Source organism: Streptomyces sp. NPDC002845, from assembly GCF_053591955.1.
Genome location: NZ_JBSFUU010000008.1, coordinates 143,609 through 161,035, shown reverse-complemented (window position 1 = coordinate 161,035; position 17,427 = coordinate 143,609). Strand labels below are relative to the sequence as shown.

General features: G+C 69.7%; 15 protein-coding genes. 10 read left to right on the top strand and 5 right to left on the bottom strand.

Annotation, left to right across the window (positions count from 1 at the left end):
- The first annotated feature begins 2 nt into the window (after positions 1 to 2).
- The 7 genes from gap to pgi all read left to right on the top strand — a co-directional run bounded on the left by gap (position 3) and on the right by pgi (position 7,313).
- Complete coding sequence (gap, locus tag ACWD3C_RS08270; RefSeq protein WP_451141380.1) at positions 3 to 1,007, top strand: type I glyceraldehyde-3-phosphate dehydrogenase; 1,005 nt, start codon at positions 3 to 5, stop codon at positions 1,005 to 1,007.
- 227 nt (positions 1,008 to 1,234) lie between these two features.
- Complete coding sequence (locus ACWD3C_RS08265) at positions 1,235 to 2,446, top strand: phosphoglycerate kinase (protein ID WP_451141378.1); 1,212 nt, start codon at positions 1,235 to 1,237, stop codon at positions 2,444 to 2,446.
- 6 nt (positions 2,447 to 2,452) lie between these two features.
- A complete protein-coding gene (gene tpiA / locus ACWD3C_RS08260; protein ID WP_451141376.1) occupies positions 2,453 to 3,229 on the top strand; it encodes a triose-phosphate isomerase in 777 nt (258 codons plus the stop codon).
- A 102-nt stretch (positions 3,230 to 3,331) separates the two neighbouring features.
- On the top strand, positions 3,332 to 3,562 hold the full coding sequence (gene secG, locus ACWD3C_RS08255; RefSeq protein ID WP_451141374.1) for a preprotein translocase subunit SecG: 231 nt from the start codon (positions 3,332 to 3,334) through the stop codon (positions 3,560 to 3,562).
- Between the two features lie 233 nt (positions 3,563 to 3,795).
- The gene (locus ACWD3C_RS08250; RefSeq protein ID WP_078066843.1) at positions 3,796 to 4,131 is read left to right on the top strand and encodes an RNA polymerase-binding protein RbpA; all 336 of its coding nucleotides are present in this window, start codon (positions 3,796 to 3,798) and stop codon (positions 4,129 to 4,131) included.
- Positions 4,132 to 4,289: 158 nt separating this feature from the next.
- On the top strand, positions 4,290 to 5,534 hold the full coding sequence (locus tag ACWD3C_RS08245) for an MFS transporter (RefSeq protein ID WP_451141372.1): 1,245 nt from the start codon (positions 4,290 to 4,292) through the stop codon (positions 5,532 to 5,534).
- A 72-nt stretch (positions 5,535 to 5,606) separates the two neighbouring features.
- Positions 5,607 to 7,313, top strand: coding sequence for a glucose-6-phosphate isomerase (gene pgi / locus ACWD3C_RS08240; RefSeq protein WP_451141370.1), 1,707 nt, complete (start codon positions 5,607 to 5,609; stop codon positions 7,311 to 7,313).
- A gap of 98 nt (positions 7,314 to 7,411) precedes the next feature.
- On the opposite strand, the gene pgl is transcribed toward pgi, so the two are convergent.
- From pgl to tkt, 5 genes are read right to left on the bottom strand one after another with little or no spacing between them, the layout of a single operon-like run.
- Positions 7,412 to 8,194: a 6-phosphogluconolactonase gene (gene pgl, locus ACWD3C_RS08235; protein ID WP_451141368.1), complete on the bottom strand. Its 783-nt coding sequence runs from the start codon at positions 8,192 to 8,194 to the stop codon at positions 7,412 to 7,414.
- Positions 8,191 to 9,528: a glucose-6-phosphate dehydrogenase assembly protein OpcA gene (gene opcA / locus ACWD3C_RS08230; RefSeq protein WP_451141366.1), complete on the bottom strand. Its 1,338-nt coding sequence runs from the start codon at positions 9,526 to 9,528 to the stop codon at positions 8,191 to 8,193. The genes pgl and opcA overlap by 4 nt, the downstream gene beginning before the upstream one ends.
- Positions 9,525 to 11,048 carry a glucose-6-phosphate dehydrogenase gene (gene zwf / locus ACWD3C_RS08225; protein ID WP_451141364.1) on the bottom strand — a complete coding sequence of 508 codons (1,524 nt, stop codon included), beginning with the start codon at positions 11,046 to 11,048 and terminating at the stop codon, positions 9,525 to 9,527. Before zwf ends, opcA begins: the two co-directional genes overlap by 4 nt.
- Positions 11,049 to 11,054: 6 nt before the next feature.
- Positions 11,055 to 12,173, bottom strand: coding sequence for a transaldolase (tal, locus tag ACWD3C_RS08220; protein ID WP_451141362.1), 1,119 nt, complete (start codon positions 12,171 to 12,173; stop codon positions 11,055 to 11,057).
- 34 nt (positions 12,174 to 12,207) lie between these two features.
- Complete coding sequence (gene tkt / locus ACWD3C_RS08215; RefSeq protein ID WP_451141360.1) at positions 12,208 to 14,295, bottom strand: transketolase; 2,088 nt, start codon at positions 14,293 to 14,295, stop codon at positions 12,208 to 12,210.
- A gap of 410 nt (positions 14,296 to 14,705) precedes the next feature.
- Between tkt and ACWD3C_RS08210 the strand changes: the two genes are divergently transcribed.
- The 3 genes from ACWD3C_RS08210 (at position 14,706) to ACWD3C_RS08200 (ending at position 17,390) form a co-directional block, all read left to right on the top strand.
- A complete protein-coding gene (locus ACWD3C_RS08210) occupies positions 14,706 to 15,668 on the top strand; it encodes a heme o synthase (protein WP_451141434.1) in 963 nt (320 codons plus the stop codon).
- A gap of 104 nt (positions 15,669 to 15,772) precedes the next feature.
- Positions 15,773 to 16,132: a hypothetical protein gene (locus ACWD3C_RS08205; protein ID WP_451141358.1), complete on the top strand. Its 360-nt coding sequence runs from the start codon at positions 15,773 to 15,775 to the stop codon at positions 16,130 to 16,132.
- A 151-nt stretch (positions 16,133 to 16,283) separates the two neighbouring features.
- Positions 16,284 to 17,390 (top strand): amidohydrolase family protein, encoded by a 1,107-nt coding sequence (locus tag ACWD3C_RS08200; protein ID WP_451141356.1) that lies wholly within the window; start codon positions 16,284 to 16,286, stop codon positions 17,388 to 17,390.
- Positions 17,391 to 17,427: the final 37 nt, after the last annotated feature.

Genomic DNA, 17,427 nt, shown 5'->3' with positions numbered 1-17,427 from the left:
TCGTGACGATCCGCGTAGGCATCAACGGCTTTGGCCGCATCGGTCGTAACTACTTCCGCGCGCTGCTGGAGCAGGGTGCAGACATCGAGATCGTGGCTGTCAACGACCTGGGTGACACTGCGACCACGGCCCACTTGCTGAAGTACGACACCATCCTGGGCCGCCTCAAGGCTGAGGTGTCCCACACCGCCGACACCATCACCGTCGACGGCCACACCATCAAGGTCCTGTCCGAGCGCAACCCCGCCGACATCCCGTGGGGCGAGCTGGGCGTCGACATCGTCATCGAGTCGACCGGCATCTTCACGAAGAAGGCCGACGCCGAGAAGCACATCGCCGGCGGCGCCAAGAAGGTCCTCATCTCGGCTCCGGCCACCGACGAGGACATCACCATCGTGATGGGCGTGAACCAGGACAAGTACGACCCGGCCAACCACCACGTCATCTCCAACGCCTCCTGCACCACCAACTGCGTGGCGCCGATGGCCAAGGTCCTCGACGAGAGCTTCGGCATCGTCAAGGGTCTGATGACGACGGTGCACGCGTACACGAACGACCAGCGCATCCTTGACTTCCCGCACAAGGACCTGCGCCGCGCCCGTGCCGCCGCCGAGAACATCATCCCGACCACCACGGGTGCCGCCAAGGCCACGGCCCTGGTCCTCCCGCAGCTCAAGGGCAAGCTGGACGGCATCGCCATGCGCGTCCCGGTCCCCACCGGCTCGGTCACCGACCTCGTCATCGAGCTCGACCGCGAGGTCACCAAGGACGAGATCAACTCCGCGTTCCAGAAGGCCGCCGAGGGCCAGCTCAAGGGCATCCTGGAGTACACCGCGGACCCGATCGTGTCCTCGGACATCGTCAACTGGCCGGCCTCCTGCACCTTCGACTCCTCCCTGACCATGGTCCAGGGCAAGTCGGTCAAGATCGTCGGCTGGTACGACAACGAGTGGGGCTACTCCAACCGCCTCGTCGACCTCACGGTCTTCGTCGGCGGCCGGCTCTGAGCACCGGAGCGGGCACTTCGATGTGAGAGCAGGGCTCGGGTCGCGCACCGCCGCGCGGCCCGAGCCCTGTGGCTGCCTTTGCGGCTGAACGCCGCCGCTCTCGCGGGCACCTTTTTGCGCCTAAGCCGACGCCGCTCTCGCGGAGGTGGTTGCTCGCCATCGTGGTTCCTCAATTGATGGCTGAGGCATTCGCGGGAAACACTCAGAGCCCCCTCAGGAGTCACCCAATGAAGACGATCGACGAACTCCTCTCCGAAGGGGTCGGCGGCAAGCGGGTCTTCGTCCGCGCCGACCTCAACGTGCCGCTGGACGGCACCACGATCACCGACGACGGCCGCATCCGCGCCGTGCTGCCCACCGTCCAGGCGCTCGCCGGAGCGGGCGCGCGGGTGGTCGTCGCCTCCCACCTGGGCCGCCCCAAGGGCGCCCCGGACCCGGCCTTCTCGCTCGCCCCGGCCGCCGCGCGCCTCGGTGAACTCCTGGGCATCGACGTCCGGTTCGCCACCGACACGGTCGGCGAGTCCGCCACGTCCACGGTCGCGGGCCTGGCCGACGGCCAGGTCGCGGTCGTCGAGAACCTGCGCTTCAACGCCGGGGAGACGTCCAAGGACGACGCCGAGCGCGGCGCCTTCGCCGACCGGCTGGCCGCCCTCGCCGACGTCTACGTGGGCGACGGCTTCGGCGCCGTGCACCGTAAGCACGCCTCCGTCTTCGACCTCCCGGCCCGCCTGCCGCACTACGCCGGCTATCTGATCGCCACCGAGGTCGGCGTCCTGAAGAAGCTCACCGAGGACGTCCAGCGGCCCTACGTCGTCGCGCTCGGCGGCGCCAAGGTCTCCGACAAGCTCGCCGTCATCGACCAGCTGCTCGGCAGGGCCGACCGGATCCTCATCGGCGGCGGCATGGCGTACACCTTCCTCAAGGCCAAGGGGTACGAGATCGGCAAGTCCCTCCTCCAGGAGGACCAGGTCCCCGCCGTCGTCGAGTACATCGAGCGCGCCGAGAAGACTGGCGTCGAGCTGGTCCTTCCGGTCGACGCACTGGTCTCGACCGGCTTCCCGGACCTGAAGACCAAGGCCCCCAGCAACCCCACCACCGTCGCCGCGGACGCCATCCCCGCCGACCAGCAGGGCCTGGACATCGGCCCGGAGACCCGCAAGCTGTACGCCTCGAAGCTCGCCGACGCCGCCACCGTCTTCTGGAACGGCCCCATGGGCGTCTTCGAGCACCCCGACTACGCCGAGGGCACCAAGGCGGTCGCCCAGGCCCTCCTCGACTCCCCGGGCTTCACGGTGGTGGGCGGTGGCGACTCCGCCGCGGCCGTGCGCACCCTGGGTTTCGACGAGAACGCATTCGGCCACATTTCGACCGGCGGCGGTGCCTCCCTCGAATACCTCGAGGGCAAGACGCTCCCCGGCCTCGCCGCACTGGAGGACTGACCCCGCATGACCACTCGCACGCCGCTGATGGCGGGCAACTGGAAGATGAACCTCAACCACCTCGAGGCCATCGCCCACGTCCAGAAGCTCGCCTTCGCCCTCGCGGACAAGGACTACGAGGCCGTCGAGGTCGCCGTCCTGCCGCCGTTCACCGACCTGCGCTCCGTGCAGACCCTGGTCGACGGCGACAAGCTCAAGATCAAGTACGGTGCCCAGGACATCTCGGCCCACGACTCCGGCGCCTACACCGGCGAGATCTCCGGCCCGATGCTGGCCAAGCTCAAGTGCACGTTCGTGGCGATCGGCCACAGTGAGCGCCGCCAGTACCACGCGGAGAGCGACGAACTCGTCAACGCCAAGGTCAAGGCCGCCTACAAGCACGGCCTGACCCCGATCCTGTGCGTCGGCGAGGAACTGGAGGTCCGCGAGGCGGGCAACCACGTCACGCACACGCTCGCCCAGGTCGAGGGCGGCCTCAAGGACCTCCCCGCCGAGCAGGCCGAGTCCGTCGTCATCGCGTACGAGCCCGTGTGGGCCATCGGCACCGGCAAGGTCTGCGGCGCCGAGGACGCCCAGGAGGTCTGCGGGGCCATCCGCGGCAAGCTCGCCGAGCTGTACTCCCAGGAACTGGCCGACCAGGTCCGCATCCAGTACGGCGGCTCCGTCAAGGTCGGCAACGTCGCCGAGATCATGGCCCAGCCCGACATCGACGGCGCCCTGGTCGGCGGCGCGTCGCTGGACGCGGACGAGTTCGTCAAGATCGTGCGGTTCCGGGACCAGTGAGTATGCGGTAGCGGCGTTACGTCGTACCCTTGCGGGGCACAGTGGGTATCCGCTGTGCCCCGTCGTCTATCCAGATCCGAGGAAGTTGGTCCAGCCGTGGTTATGGGGTTCTCGATCGCCCTGATCGTATTCAGCCTGCTGCTGATGCTGCTGGTGCTGATGCACAAGGGGAAGGGCGGCGGCCTCTCCGACATGTTCGGTGGCGGCATGCAGTCGTCCGTCGGCGGCTCCTCCGTCGCCGAGCGCAACCTCGACCGGATCACCGTGGTGGTCGGTCTCATGTGGGTCGCGTGCATCGTCGTACTCGGCATCATGATGAAGGTCAGCAACTGACCGACAGGTCCATTGCCGTACGGCAATGCGTCACAGACGCACCAATCCGCACGTAAAGCCCCATGACCGGTACGCGACTTGAAGCGCCGCCTATCATGGGGCTTGCGTCTGGGGGCGGGGTCCAGGTAACTCCAATCACTGGACGCGCGTTGGGCCTTACGTAGACTGAGGCGCTCGCAGCGAAGCGTCACGCCGACTCGCTTCGCGGCACCATCACGCAGGGAGTTACGACCGTGGCAAGTGGCAACGCGATCCGAGGAAGCCGGGTCGGGGCGGGGCCGATGGGTGAGGCCGAGCGCGGTGAGTCCGCGCCGCGCCTGCGCGTCTCCTTCTGGTGCTCCAACGGGCACGAGACCCAGCCCAGCTTCGCCAGCGACGCGCAGGTTCCCGACACCTGGGACTGCCCGCGCTGCGGCTTTCCAGCCGGTCAGGACCGGGACAACCCGCCGGACCCGCCGCGCACCGAGCCCTACAAGACGCACCTCGCTTACGTGCGGGAGCGCCGCAGCGACGCGGACGGCGAGGCGATCCTCGCCGAGGCGCTCGCCAAACTGCGGGGCGAGATCTAGGAGTTGAGGTCCGGCCGGGCACCGAGGGGTGCCCGGCCGGATGCGTATCGTCCACCGGGCTCCACCTCGTCCGGGATCGATTGTCAGTGGTGACCTCTACGGTTCTTGAAGCGACGGAATCGTGAGGGGGAGCTGTGGCGACGGTAGAGGTGCGGGACATGCGGGCGCCCGCATGGCGCGGGGGATTCGGACGGTTATGGAGCGCCGCCGTGCTCTCCAGCTTCGGGGACGCGCTGCGTACGGCCGCGCTGCCGCTGCTCGCCGTGACACTGACCGACGAGCCGCTGCTCGTCGTGGCGGTCACCGCGTGCGGCTATCTGCCGTGGATCGTGTTCGGGCTGCTCGGCGGGGCCGTCGCGGACCGGGTGGACCAGCGGCGCGCCATGTGGACCGTGGACGTGGTGCGGGGGCTGCTGGTGGCGGGCTTCGCGGTGGCCGTGGCCACCGGCCACGCCTCGATCGCCCTGCTGACAGCGCTGGCCTTCGCGCTGACCACCCTCCAGACACTCTTCGACAACGCGGCCACGGCCCTCTTGCCCGCCTTGGTGGGCCGCGAGTCCCTGGGCAGCGCGAACGCTCGCCTGATGACCGGCCAGCGGATCGCGGGTGGCCTGCTGGCGGGGCCCGTCGTCCCGCTGCTCCTGGCCGTCGGCGTCGCCGCCCCGTTCGCCGTGGACGCCCTGACCTACCTGGTGGGCGCCGCTCTGCTGGCCTCCCTGCGGACCGCCGCACCCGAGCGTGCGCCCAGACCGGCGGGCAGCACCCTGCGCGCGGAGATCGCCGCCGGACTGCGGGCCCTGTGGCGCGACCGTGCCCTGCGTGGCCTGTGCGCCGCCACCGCGCTGTGCAACATCGGCATGGGTGCCCTCATCGCCACGCTGGTGCTCCTGGTGACGGACTGGCTCGACGCGGGCACCGTGGGCTACGCGGCGGCGATGACCGCATACACGGTCGGCAGCCTGGTGGGCGGAGTGGCGAACCGCAGGGTGGTCGGTGGGCTGGGGCGGGTACGGAGCGTGCTGCTGGCCGGTGCGGTGCAGATCGGGGCGCTGGTGGCGATGGGCTCGGTGCGGAGCCCGGCCGCGCTGGTCGCGAGTCTGTATGTCTTCGGGTTCATGGGGATGCTGTGGAACGTCAACACGACAACCCTGATGCAGGAGCGCGCTCCCACCGACATGCTCGGCCGGATCAGCTCCGCGTTCCGGACCCTCGGCGTCGCCGGGGCACCGCTGGGTGCGTTGCTGGGCGGCGCGGCGGTCATGCTCTGGGGGCCGAACACCCCGGCCCTGCTCGCGGCCGTGTTCTTCGCCCTTTCCGTCGCCGCGCTGATACCCGGGCTCAGGGCGGACGTATCTGTTGTCGAGCCGGAGGACGACGGGACGACAGCTCACGTCGCGCCCTGATCAATTAGGTTGGGACCGGCAGCGGGGCAAGGTACGCAGCAGGACAGGTAGGAAAGAAGGCTGAAGTCCGAGATGAACGCAGAAGAGGGGTTTGCGCGAAGCGCTCCGTACAAGGGTGGTGGTGGGAGACGGGTGGGCCGTACCAGGCTCAACCAGACGCCCGAGTGGACGGCGCTGGCCAAGCACCGGGAGGAGCTGGGCGACGTCCAGTTGCGCGAGCTGTTCGCCGCCGACCCCGGACGCGGCACGGGGTACACGCTCGAAGTAGGCGATCTGCACGTCGACTACTCCAAACACCTGGTCACCGACGAGACGCTGCGGCTGCTGCGCGAGCTGGCCGCCGCGACCGACGTGTCCGGGCTGCGGGACGCCATGTTCCGTGGCGAGAAGATCAACACCACCGAGAACCGGGCAGTGCTGCACACCGCGCTGCGGGCGCCCCGGGACGCGGTGATCGAGGTCGACGGTGAGAACGTCGTGCCCGGTGTGCACGCCGTGCTCGACAAGATGAGCGCCTTCGCCGACCGCGTCCGCTCCGGCGAGTGGACCGGCCACACCGGCAAGCGCATCAAGAACATCGTCAACGTCGGCATCGGTGGCTCCGACCTCGGCCCGGCGATGGCGTACGAGGTGCTGCGCTCCTACACCGACCGCGACCTGGTGCTCCGCTTCGTGTCCAATGTGGACGGCGCCGACCTGCACGAGGCGGTGCGGGACCTGGACGCGGCCGAGACGCTGTTCATCATCGCCTCGAAGACGTTCACCACCATCGAGACGATCACCAACGCGACCTCGGCCCGCGACTGGCTGCTCACCGAGCTGAAGGCCGGTCAGGACGCCGTCGCCAAGCACTTCGTGGCGCTGTCGACGAACGCCGAGAAGGTCGGCGACTTCGGCATCGACACGGCGAACATGTTCGAGTTCTGGGACTGGGTCGGCGGGCGGTACTCGTACGACTCGGCGATCGGCCTGTCGCTGATGATCGCCATCGGCCCTGACCGATTCCGTGAGATGCTCGACGGCTTCCGGCTGGTCGACGAGCACTTCATGACCGCGCCCGCCGAGTCCAACGTGCCGTTGCTGCTCGGCCTGTTGGGCATCTGGTACGGCAACTTCCACGACGCCCAGTCGCACGCGGTGCTGCCGTACAGCCACTACCTGTCCAAGTTCACGGCCTACTTGCAGCAGCTGGACATGGAGTCCAACGGCAAGTACGTCGGCCGGGACGGGCAGGAGGTGGACTGGCAGACGGGGCCGGTGGTGTGGGGCACGCCGGGTACCAACGGGCAGCACGCGTACTACCAGCTCATCCACCAGGGCACGAAGTTGATCCCGGCGGACTTCATCGGCTTCGCCGAGCCGGTCGCCGATCTGCTGCCCGGCCTCGTCGCCCAGCACGACCTGCTGATGGCCAACTTCTTCGCGCAGACGCAGGCACTGGCCTTCGGCAAGACGCCGGACGAGGTGCGGGCGGAGGGGGTGCCGGAGGAGCTGGTGCCGCACAAGGCGTTCAAGGGCAACCACCCGACGACCACGATCCTCGCACGCGAGCTGACTCCGTCGGTGCTGGGGCAGTTGATCGCGCTGTACGAGCACAAGGTGTTCGTACAGGGCGCCGTCTGGAACATCGACTCCTTCGACCAGTGGGGCGTCGAACTCGGCAAGGTCCTCGCCAAGCGCGTCGAGCCCGCGCTGACCGAGGGGGCCGAGGTCGCCGGTCTGGACGAGTCGACGAAGGCGCTCGTCGCCAAGTACCGGGAGTTGCGCGGCAGGAAGTAGGCGGTGGTCGCCCGGTGAGACGTCCGCGCGCCGAGTTGGAAAGCTCGGCGCGCGGCACCCGGGGCTCAAAGGGCAGGGCAGGGCTCAGCGTTCAGGGCTCAGGGCGAAGCCGGTGGGTACAGCGACCTCGGCAGCTGCGAGGCCGCCGCCGCGTCCAGGAGCCACAGCGTGCGGGCGCGGCCGTAGGCACCCGCTGCCGGGGCCTGGATCTCGCCCGCGCCCGAGAGGGCGATCGCCGCGGCCCGGGCCTTGTCCTCACCGGCCGCGAGGAGCCAGACCTCGCGGGCGGCGCGGATCGCGGGCAGGGTGAGGGTGACGCGGGTCGGCGGGGGCTTCGGGGCGCCGTGGACGCCCACCACTGTGCGGTCGGTCTCGCGGACCGCGGGCAGTTCGGGGAACAGCGACGCCACGTGCGTGTCCGGGCCGACACCGAGCATCAGCACGTCGAAGGTTGGCACGGCCCCATGGTTCTCCGGGCCCGCGGCCCGCGCCAGCTCCTCCCCGTACCCGGCGGCCGCCGCGTCCACGTCCGCGCCGTACGGGCCGTCCGACGCGGGCATGGCGTGCACGCGCTTCGGGTCCAGGGGTACGGAGTCGAGGAGCGCTTCGCGGGCCTGGGTGACGTTGCGGTCCGGGTCGCCCTCGGGCAGGAACCGCTCGTCGCCCCACCACAGGTCCAGACGGCTCCAGTCGATGGCGTCCCGGGCAGGGGCGGCGGCCAGCGCGGCCAGCAGGCCGTTGCCGTTGCGGCCACCGGTGAGGACCACCGAGGCGTGGCCGCGCGAGGCCTGTGCGTCCACGACCTTGGTGATCAGGCGGGCAGCCGCGGCCTGGGCCATCAGCTCCTTGTCGTGGTGGACGACCAGTTGCGGGGTACTCACTTCGTGGCCGCCTTCTTCGAGGCCTTCTTCGCGGCGGCCCGCTTCGCCGAGGCGGCGGCGGAAGCGGCGGCCGAGGCCGCGCTCGCCGAGGCGTCGGCCGAAGTCGAGGCCGGGGCGGGGGCCGGAGCAGCGGCCGTCGTCGTGGCGGCCGCCGCCGAGGCCGCCGCCTTCACCGCCGCCCGCGCCGGAGCCGTGGCATCGGCACCCGAAGGACCCGCAGCGCCCGTAGCCCCCGAAGGCCCCGTAGCTCCTGAAGAATCTGCAGCACCTGCAGACCCTGAAAGCCCTGCGGCCCCTGAAGAACCCTCAGCGCCCGCAGACCCCGAAGGCCCCGCAGCTCCTGAAGAACCCGCAGCACCCGCAGACCCCGAAAGCCCCCCGGCCCCCGAAGAACCCGCAGCCCCCGGAAGACCCGCCAGCTTCTCCACCCCGTACCGCAGCGCGGACGCATACGTGTCGTCCGGGTCCAGCCGCCGCAGCTCCTCCGCGATCAGCTCCGACGTGTCCCGCCGCTTCAGCGCCACCGCCCGGTCGGGCTGGCCCTGGATGGACAGGGTCGCCAGCGAACCGTCCGCGCGGTCCAGCGTGATCGGGCCGCAGCTCGTGGACATGCGGACCGCGGTGAGGCCGGGGCCGGAGGACAGGGAGCGCTTGACCGGGACGGCCAGGCGGTCGGCGAGCCACATCGCGAGCAGTTCGCAGCTCGGGTTGTACTCCTCGCCCTCGACCTCGACCGCCTCGACCTCGCAGGTGACCTGGTCGAGGGCCGCGGCCAGCATCGAGCGCCAGGGCGTGATGCGGGTCCACGACAGATCCGTGTCGCCGGGGGTGTAGACCGCGGAGCGGGCGTCCAGCTCGCGGATGGGCTGCTCGGCGGCGTAGGTGTCGGTGACGCGGCGCTGCGCCAGGGCGCCCAGCGGGTCCTTGGCCGGGTCCAGCGGCGCGTTGACCGGCCACCAGACGACGACCGGGGCGTCCGGCAGCAGCAGCGGCAGGACCACCGACTGGGCGTGGTCGACGACCTCGCCGTACAGCCGCAGGACGACCGTCTCGCCGGTGCCCGCGTCGGCGCCCACGCGGACCTCCGCGTCGAGGTGCGACTTCGTGCGGTCGCGAGGCGAGCGCGAGACGCGCTTGATGACCACGAGCGTGCGCGAGGGATGCTCGTGCGAGGCGTCGCTCGCGGCCTTCAGGGCGTCGTAGGCGTTCTCCTCGTCGGTGACGATGACCAGGGTGAGTACCATGCCCACGGCGGGAGTGCCGATCGCCCGGCGCCCCTGCACGAGCGCCTTGTTGATCTTGCTGGCCGTGGTGTCCGTGAGGTCTGTTTTCATGGCCGACGCCAGCTCCGTCCGTCTCGTTCGAGCATCTCGTCCGCCTCGACGGGACCCCACGTGCCGGACGGGTACTGCGCCGGCTTGCCGTGCTGGTCCCAGTACTCCTCGATCGGGTCGAGGATCTTCCAGGACAACTCGACCTCCTCGGTGCGCGGGAAGAGGTTCGAGTCGCCGAGCAGGACGTCGAGGATCAGCCGCTCGTACGCCTCCGGGCTGGACTCCGTGAACGACTCGCCGTACGCGAAGTCCATGGACACGTCCCGGATCTCCATGGACGTGCCCGGCACCTTGGAGCCGAAGCGGACGGTGACGCCCTCGTCGGGCTGGACGCGGATGACGATCGCGTTCTGCCCCAGTTCCTCGGTGGCGGTGGTGTCGAAGGGGGAGTGCGGGGCGCGCTGGAAGACCACCGCGATCTCCGTCACCCGGCGGCCCAGGCGCTTGCCGGTGCGCAGGTAGAAGGGGACTCCGGCCCAGCGGCGGTTGTCGATCTCCAGCTTGATCGCCGCGTATGTGTCGGTCTTCGACTTGGGGTCGATGCCGTCCTCTTCGAGGTAGCCGACCGCCTTCTCGCCGCCCTGCCAGCCGGCCGCGTACTGACCGCGCACGGTGTCCCGGCCCAGGTCCTTCGGCAGCTTGACCGCGCCGAGCACCTTGGTCTTCTCGGCGGCGAGCGCGTCCGCGTCGAAGGACGCGGGCTCCTCCATGGCGGTGAGGGCCATCAGCTGGAGCAGGTGGTTCTGGATGACGTCACGGGCGGCACCGATGCCGTCGTAGTAGCCGGCGCGGCCGCCGATGCCGATGTCCTCGGCCATGGTGATCTGCACATGGTCGACGAAGGACCGGTTCCAGATCGGCTCGAACATCTGGTTGGCGAAGCGGAGCGCCAGGATGTTCTGGACGGTCTCCTTGCCCAGGTAGTGGTCGATGCGGAAGACCTGGTCCGGGGCGAAGACCTCGTGGACGATCGCGTTCAGCTTCTCGGCCGACTCCAGGTTGTGACCGAAGGGCTTCTCGATGACGGCACGCCGCCAGGAGCCGCTGGTCTGGTCGGCCAGGCTGTGCTTCCTCAGCTGCTGGATGACCACGGGGAAGGCGGACGGCGGCACGGACAGGTAGAAGGCGAAGTTGCCGCCCGTCCCCTGCGCCTTGTCCAGTTCGTTGATCGTCTCGCGCAGCCGCTCGAAGGCGTCGTCGTCGTCGAAGGTGCCCTGGACGAAGCGCATGCCCTGGATGAGCTGCTGCCAGACCTCCTCCCGGAAGGGAGTGCGGGCGTGTTCCTTGACCGCGTCGTGGACCTCCTGCGCGAAGTCCTCGTCCTGCCACTCACGGCGGGCGAAGCCGACGAGCGAGAAGCCCGGTGGCAGCAGTCCGCGGTTGGCGAGGTCGTACACGGCAGGCATCAGCTTCTTGCGTGACAAATCACCCGTGACGCCGAAGATGACCAGGCCCGACGGCCCCGCGATACGCGGGAGCCGTCGGTCCGCGGCGTCACGCAGCGGATTGCTGCTTGACAAGGTGGATCAGCCCTCCGAGGGTGCGAGGCGCTTCAGTTCCGCCTCGGTCGACTTGAGCAGGTCAATCCAGGACGCCTCGAACTTCTCGACGCCCTCGTCCTCCAGGAGCTGGACCACGTCGTCGTAAGCGATCCCGAGCTTCTCGACCGCGTTCAGGTCGGCACGGGCCTGCTCGTACGTCCCGGCGACGGTGTTGCCGGTGATCTCGCCGTGGTCCTCGGTGGCGAACAGGGTCGCCTCCGGCATGGTGTTGACGGTGTTCGGCGCGACCAGGTCGTCGACGTACAGGGTGTCCTTGTACGCCTTGTCCTTGACGCCCGTCGAGGCCCACAGCGGGCGCTGCTTGTTGGCCTGCGCCTTGTCGAGCTCCAGCCAGCGCGCCGAAGAGAAGACCTCCTCGTACGCCTGGTAGGCGAGCCGCGCGTTGGCGAGGGCCGACCTGCCGCGCAGGGCGAGCGCCTCGTCCGTGCCGAGCGCGTCGATGCGCTTGTCGATCTCGGTGTCCACGCGGGACACGAAGAAGGACGCGACGGAGTGGATCTTGGAGAGGTCCAGGCCCCGCTCCTTCGCCTTCTCCAGACCCGCCAGGTACGCGTCCATGACCTCGCGGTAGCGCTCCAGCGAGAAGATCAGCGTGACGTTGACGCTGATGCCGAGCCCGATGGTCTCGGTGATCGCCGGCAGGCCCGCCTTCGTCGCCGGGATCTTGATGAGGGTGTTCGGGCGGTCGACGAGCCAGGCGAGCTGCTTGGCCTCGGCGATGGTCGCCTTGGTGTTGTGTGCCAGTCGCGGGTCGACCTCGATGGAGACCCGGCCGTCCTGGCCGCCGGTGGCGTCGAAGACCGGGCGCAGGATGTCGGCGGCGTCACGGACGTCCGCCGTCGTGATCATGCGGATGGCCTCTTCCACGGTGACCTGGCGGGCGGCGAGGTCGGCGAGCTGCTGCTCGTAGCCGTCACCGCTGGAGATCGCCTTCTGGAAGATCGACGGGTTGGTGGTGACGCCCACGACGTGCTGCTCGTCGATCAGTTCGGCGAGGTTGCCGGACGTGATGCGCTTGCGCGACAGGTCGTCCAGCCAGATCGCGACGCCTTCCTCGGAGAGGAGCTTCAGTGCGTCTGTCATGGAAATTGCAACTCCTACGTGTCGTATGTGAGCGTCAGCGCTGGGCGGCCGTCAGGGATTCCCGGGCGGCGGCGGCCACGTTGTCGGCAGTGAAACCGAACTCGCGGAAGAGGACCTTGCCGTCGGCCGAAGCGCCGAAGTGCTCCAGCGAAACGATGCGGCCGGCGTCCCCGACGAACCGGTGCCAGGTCAGACCGACCCCGGCCTCGACCGCCACGCGCGCCTTGACGGCCGGCGGCAGAACGCTGTCCCGGTACCCCTGGTCCTGCTCCTCGAACCACTCCACGGACGGCATGGAGACCACCCGGGTCGGCACGCCCTGCGCCTGGAGCTGCTCACGCGCCTCGACCGCGACATGCACCTCGGAACCGGTGGCGATGAGGACGACCTGCGGCTCGCCGCCTTCAGCCTCGAACAGCACGTAACCGCCCTTCGCCGCACCCTCGTTGGGCTCGTACGTCGGCACGCCCTGGCGGGTCAGCGCGAGGCCGTGCGGGGCGCCCTTGCCGAACTCCTTGGTGTAGCGCTTGAGGATCTCGCGCCAGGCGATCGCGGTCTCGTTGGCGTCGGCCGGACGGACGATGTTCAGGCCGGGGATGGCGCGCAGCGTGGCGAGGTGCTCGATGGGCTGGTGGGTCGGGCCGTCCTCGCCGAGGCCGATGGAGTCGTGCGTCCAGACGTACGTCACCGGCAGGTGCATCAGCGCGGACAGGCGGACCGCGTTGCGCATGTAGTCGGAGAAGACGAGGAACGTGCCGCCGTAGATACGGGTGTTGCCGTGCAGCGCGATGCCGTTCATCTCCGCGGCCATGGCGTGCTCGCGGATGCCGAAGTGGATCGTGCGGCCGTAAGGGTCGGCCTCCGCCAGCGGGTTGTCCGCCGGGAGGAACGAACTCGTCTTGTCGATGGTGGTGTTGTTCGAGCCGGCGAGGTCGGCGGAGCCGCCCCACAGCTCGGGGATCACCGCGCCGAGCGCCTGGAGCACCTTGCCGGAGGCGGCACGCGTGGCGACGCCCGTGCCCGCCTCGAACACCGGCAGGTGCGACTCCCAGCCCTCCGGGAGCTCACCGGTGACGACGCGGTCGAACTCGGCGGCGCGCTCGGGGTTGTTGTTGCGCCACTCCTGGAGCTGCTTCTCCCACTGGGCGCGGGCGTCGCGGCCGCGCTCGGCGAGCGCGCGCGTGTGGCCGATGACCGCGTCGGAGACCTCGAAGTCCTGCTCCGGGTCGAAGCCGAGGACGCGCTTGGTGGCGGCGACCTCCTCGGCGCCGAGCGCCGAGCCGTGCGCGGCCTCGGTATTCTGCGCGTTCGGCGCGGGCCAGGCGATGATCGAGCGCATCGCGATGAACGACGGCTTGTCCGTGACCGCCTTCGCGGCCTCGATCGAGGCGAAAAGGGCGGCCGGGTCCAGGTCGCCGTTCGCCAGCGGCTCCACGCGCTGCACATGCCAGCCGTAGGCCTCGTACCGCTTCACCGTGTCCTCGGAGACGGCCGTCTCCGTGTCGCCCTCGATCGAGATGTGGTTGTCGTCCCACAGCAGGATCAGGTTGCCGAGCTTCTGGTGACCGGCCATGGAGGACGCCTCGGCGGAGATGCCCTCCTGGAGGCAGCCGTCACCGGCGATCGCGAAGATGTGGTGGTCGAACGGGGACTCGCCCTCGGGGGCGTCCGGGTCGAACAGACCGCGCTCGTAGCGGGCGGCCATCGCCATGCCCACCGCGTTGGCGACACCCTGGCCGAGCGGCCCGGTCGTCGTCTCGACGCCCTTGGTGTGCCCGTACTCGGGGTGGCCCGGGGTCTTCGAGCCCCAGGTACGGAAGGCCTTCAGGTCGTCCAGCTCCAGGCCGAAGCCGCCCAGGTACAGCTGGATGTAGAGGGTCAGGGACGAGTGGCCCGCGGACAGCACGAACCGGTCGCGGCCGGTCCAGTCCGGGTCCGCCGGGTCGTGGCGCATCACCTTCTGGAACAGCGTGTACGCGGCCGGCGCGAGGCTCATCGCCGTACCCGGATGGCCGTTGCCGACCTTCTGTACGGCGTCGGCGGCCAGGACGCGGGCGGTGTCGACGGCCCGCTGGTCCAACTCGGTCCACTCGAGGTCTGTAGTGGTCGGCTTGGTGCTCACCCTGGGTCAGGGCTCCTCTCCACATGTCGAAGGCCGGTGTACTGGGCGTCTGCCCACCGGCTGCCGGTGCACTGGGTGCCCACCGGCCGCTGTCGAGCCTATCCCGTAGGAACGTGTGTTTTTTCGAGCCATTCCAGACTGCCGGGACCAACCGGCATCTGTCTCCCGACTAGGGATTCCGCATGGTGAGACCAGGCACGTTCCGTATTCGACATCTGAATACGGAGGCATGCATCCGAGTGCTCAATCGAGAGTGATCCGGCTCTTTGATCGGCCCCTCACGCGGGCCTCTCAACACGACCCCACCCCCACGAAGGACGCGGTTCGGGCAGCGGATACAGTTCCGTGAGTACGCGCGAGCCTTTACCGGGAGTTCACACCGGGGGCTTGCTGGGATGTCTCTGTCAGGGGTGTGCGTGACGGCCGTCGAATCCCGTCCAGCGGGGGTGCTTGGCGCGAGCGGCGCGAGCAGCAGCCGGGGCCAGCGGCCGTTCGGGGCCCGCGTCAAAGCGTTCGTGGCGCTGACCAAGCCGCGGATCATCGAGCTTCTGCTGATCACCACGGTTCCGGTGATGTTCCTCGCCGAACAGGGCGTGCCGGACCTGAAGCTGGTACTGCTCACCTGCGTCGGCGGCTACCTCTCCGCGGGCGGCGCCAACGCGCTGAACATGTACATCGACCGCGACATCGACGCGCTGATGGACCGCACCTCGCAGCGTCCGCTGGTCACCGGCATGGTCAGCCCGCGCGAATGCCTCACCTTCGGTATCACCCTCGCCGTCGTCTCCACCCTGCTGTTCGGCCTGACCGTCAACTGGCTGTCCGCCTGGCTCGCCCTCGGCGCGCTCCTCTTCTACGTCGTCGTCTACACGATGATCCTGAAGCGCCGTACGTCGCAGAACATCGTGTGGGGCGGCATCGCCGGCTGTCTCCCCGTGCTCATCGGTTGGTCGTCCGTCACGAATTCCATGTCCTGGGCGCCGATCGTCCTCTTCCTCGTCATGTTCTTCTGGACGCCGCCGCACTACTGGCCGCTGTCCATGAAGGTCAGGGAGGACTACGCGCGCGTGGGCGTGCCGATGCTGCCGGTCATCGCCTCCAACAAGGTGGTCGCCCGGCAGATCGTGATCTACAGCTGGGTGATGGTCGCCGTGTCGCTGCTGCTGACCCCGCTCGGCTACACGGGCTGGTTCTACACGCTGGTCGCGCTGCTGGCGGGCGGATTCTGGCTGTGGGAGGCACACGGGTTGCAGAACCGGGCGAAGGCCGAGGCGACGGGGGCCAAGCTCAAGGAGATGCGGCTGTTCCACTGGTCGATCACGTATGTGTCGATCCTGTTCGTGGCGGTCGCGGTGGACCCCTTCCTCCGGTAGGCACGTCGGTCGGGTACGTCGGTCTCCGTTCGGGAGGGGTGCGTGGTCAAGGCCACGCACCCCTCCCGTCGCCGTTCGATCTACCCGTCGGTAGCATTTTGGTCATGGCAGACACGCAGCAGGTTGACGAGACGGCCGACGACGCCAAGCGGGCCGCCAGGGCGGAGCGCAAGGCGGCCAGGCTCGCCAAGGAGATCAGTGCCTTCGCCAAGGCGCACGGCGGGGCCGAGGGCCAGATCGCGTACGTCGGGCAGCGCGGCGCCCGGATCGTGCTCGTCGGCGAGGACGGCGGCTGGGGCGACCTCATGGCCCCGACGTACGCCGTCGCCGAGCAGGCCGTCAAGAAGGCCGGGATCACCGTGCACGAGAACTTCGACGGCGACTTCGCGGCCAAGGTGAGGACCGGGCCGTACGAGTGGTCGCGGATGGCGGGAATCCAGGTGGGCGGTCCCGGCAACGACTGAGGCCCTGGAGCCTATGAGGCATATGGGGCGGCATGGGGCCTTCGGCCGACAACCGTCGGTCGTTCGGACGGGGTGCGTGAGAGCAACACCTCGCGCCCGGTTCACCCGTTAGGACGTGTGGGAGTCACACGGTCCAACGCGGGGAGTCCGGATGATCGAAACGCCGTCCCTGGTGGACCAGTACTGCCACGGCGTCCTGCGAACGGAGCTGGGCCTCGGCACCTTCGAGGCCCACCTCGCCCGCAGCGAGGGTCCACCGGCCCCCGGCACCACCTTCTTCGACACCCAGACGGGCTTCGCGGTACGCCGCTGGTGCCCGCCCCTGCTCGGCCTGGAACCCCACTGTCCTCCCGCCCGCTACCTGGCCCGGCGCCGCGAACTGGGCGTCCTGGAGGCGGGCCGCAGGCTGCTGCGGGGCAGCGGCATCACGACGTACCTCGTCGACACCGGGCTGCCCGGCGACCTCACCGGACCCGGCGAGATGGCCTCCACGGGCGCCGCCGACGCCCACGAGATCGTCCGCCTGGAACTCCTCGCCGAGCAGGTCGCCGACACCTCCGGCACGGTCGAGTCCTTTCTCGCCAATCTCGCGGAGTCGGTGCACGGGGCCGCCGCGAACGCCGTCGCCTTCACGTCCGTGGCCGGCGTACGGCACGGTCTGGCGCTCGCGCCCGAACCGCCGGGGCCGGGGGAGGTGCGGGGCGCGGCCGGACGCTGGCTCGCGGGCCGCCGGGTCGGCGGCACCCTCACCGACCCGGTCCTGCTCCGGCACCTGCTCTGGATCGCCGTCGCCTCCGGCCTGCCCCTCCAGCTCCACGCCGGCCTCGGCGGGCCCGGCCCGCGCATCGACCACACCGACCCCGCCCTCCTCACGGACTTCGCCCGCGCCACGGCGGGCCTCGGCACCGACCTGGTCCTGCTGCACGGCTACCCGTACCACCGCCACGCGGCCCACCTCGCCGGGGTCTTCCCGCACGTCTACGCCGACCTGGGCGCCGAACTCGTCCGCACGGGAGCCAGGGCCGCCGCCGTCCTCGCCGAGGTGCTGGAGCTGGCCCCCTTCGGCAAGCTGCTCTTCTCCAGCGGCGCGCAGGGACTGCCCGAACTCCACGTCGTGGCCGCCCGACTGTTCCGCGAGGCCCTGGCACGGGTGCTGGGGACCTGGGTGGCCGAGGGCTCCTGGTCGCTGGCGGACGCGCAGCGGGTGGCCGGGCTGATCGCGGTGGGAAACGCGCGGCGGGTGTACGGGCTGGAGTAACTGTCCAGACTGTGCACATGACCGACAGGAGACCGTG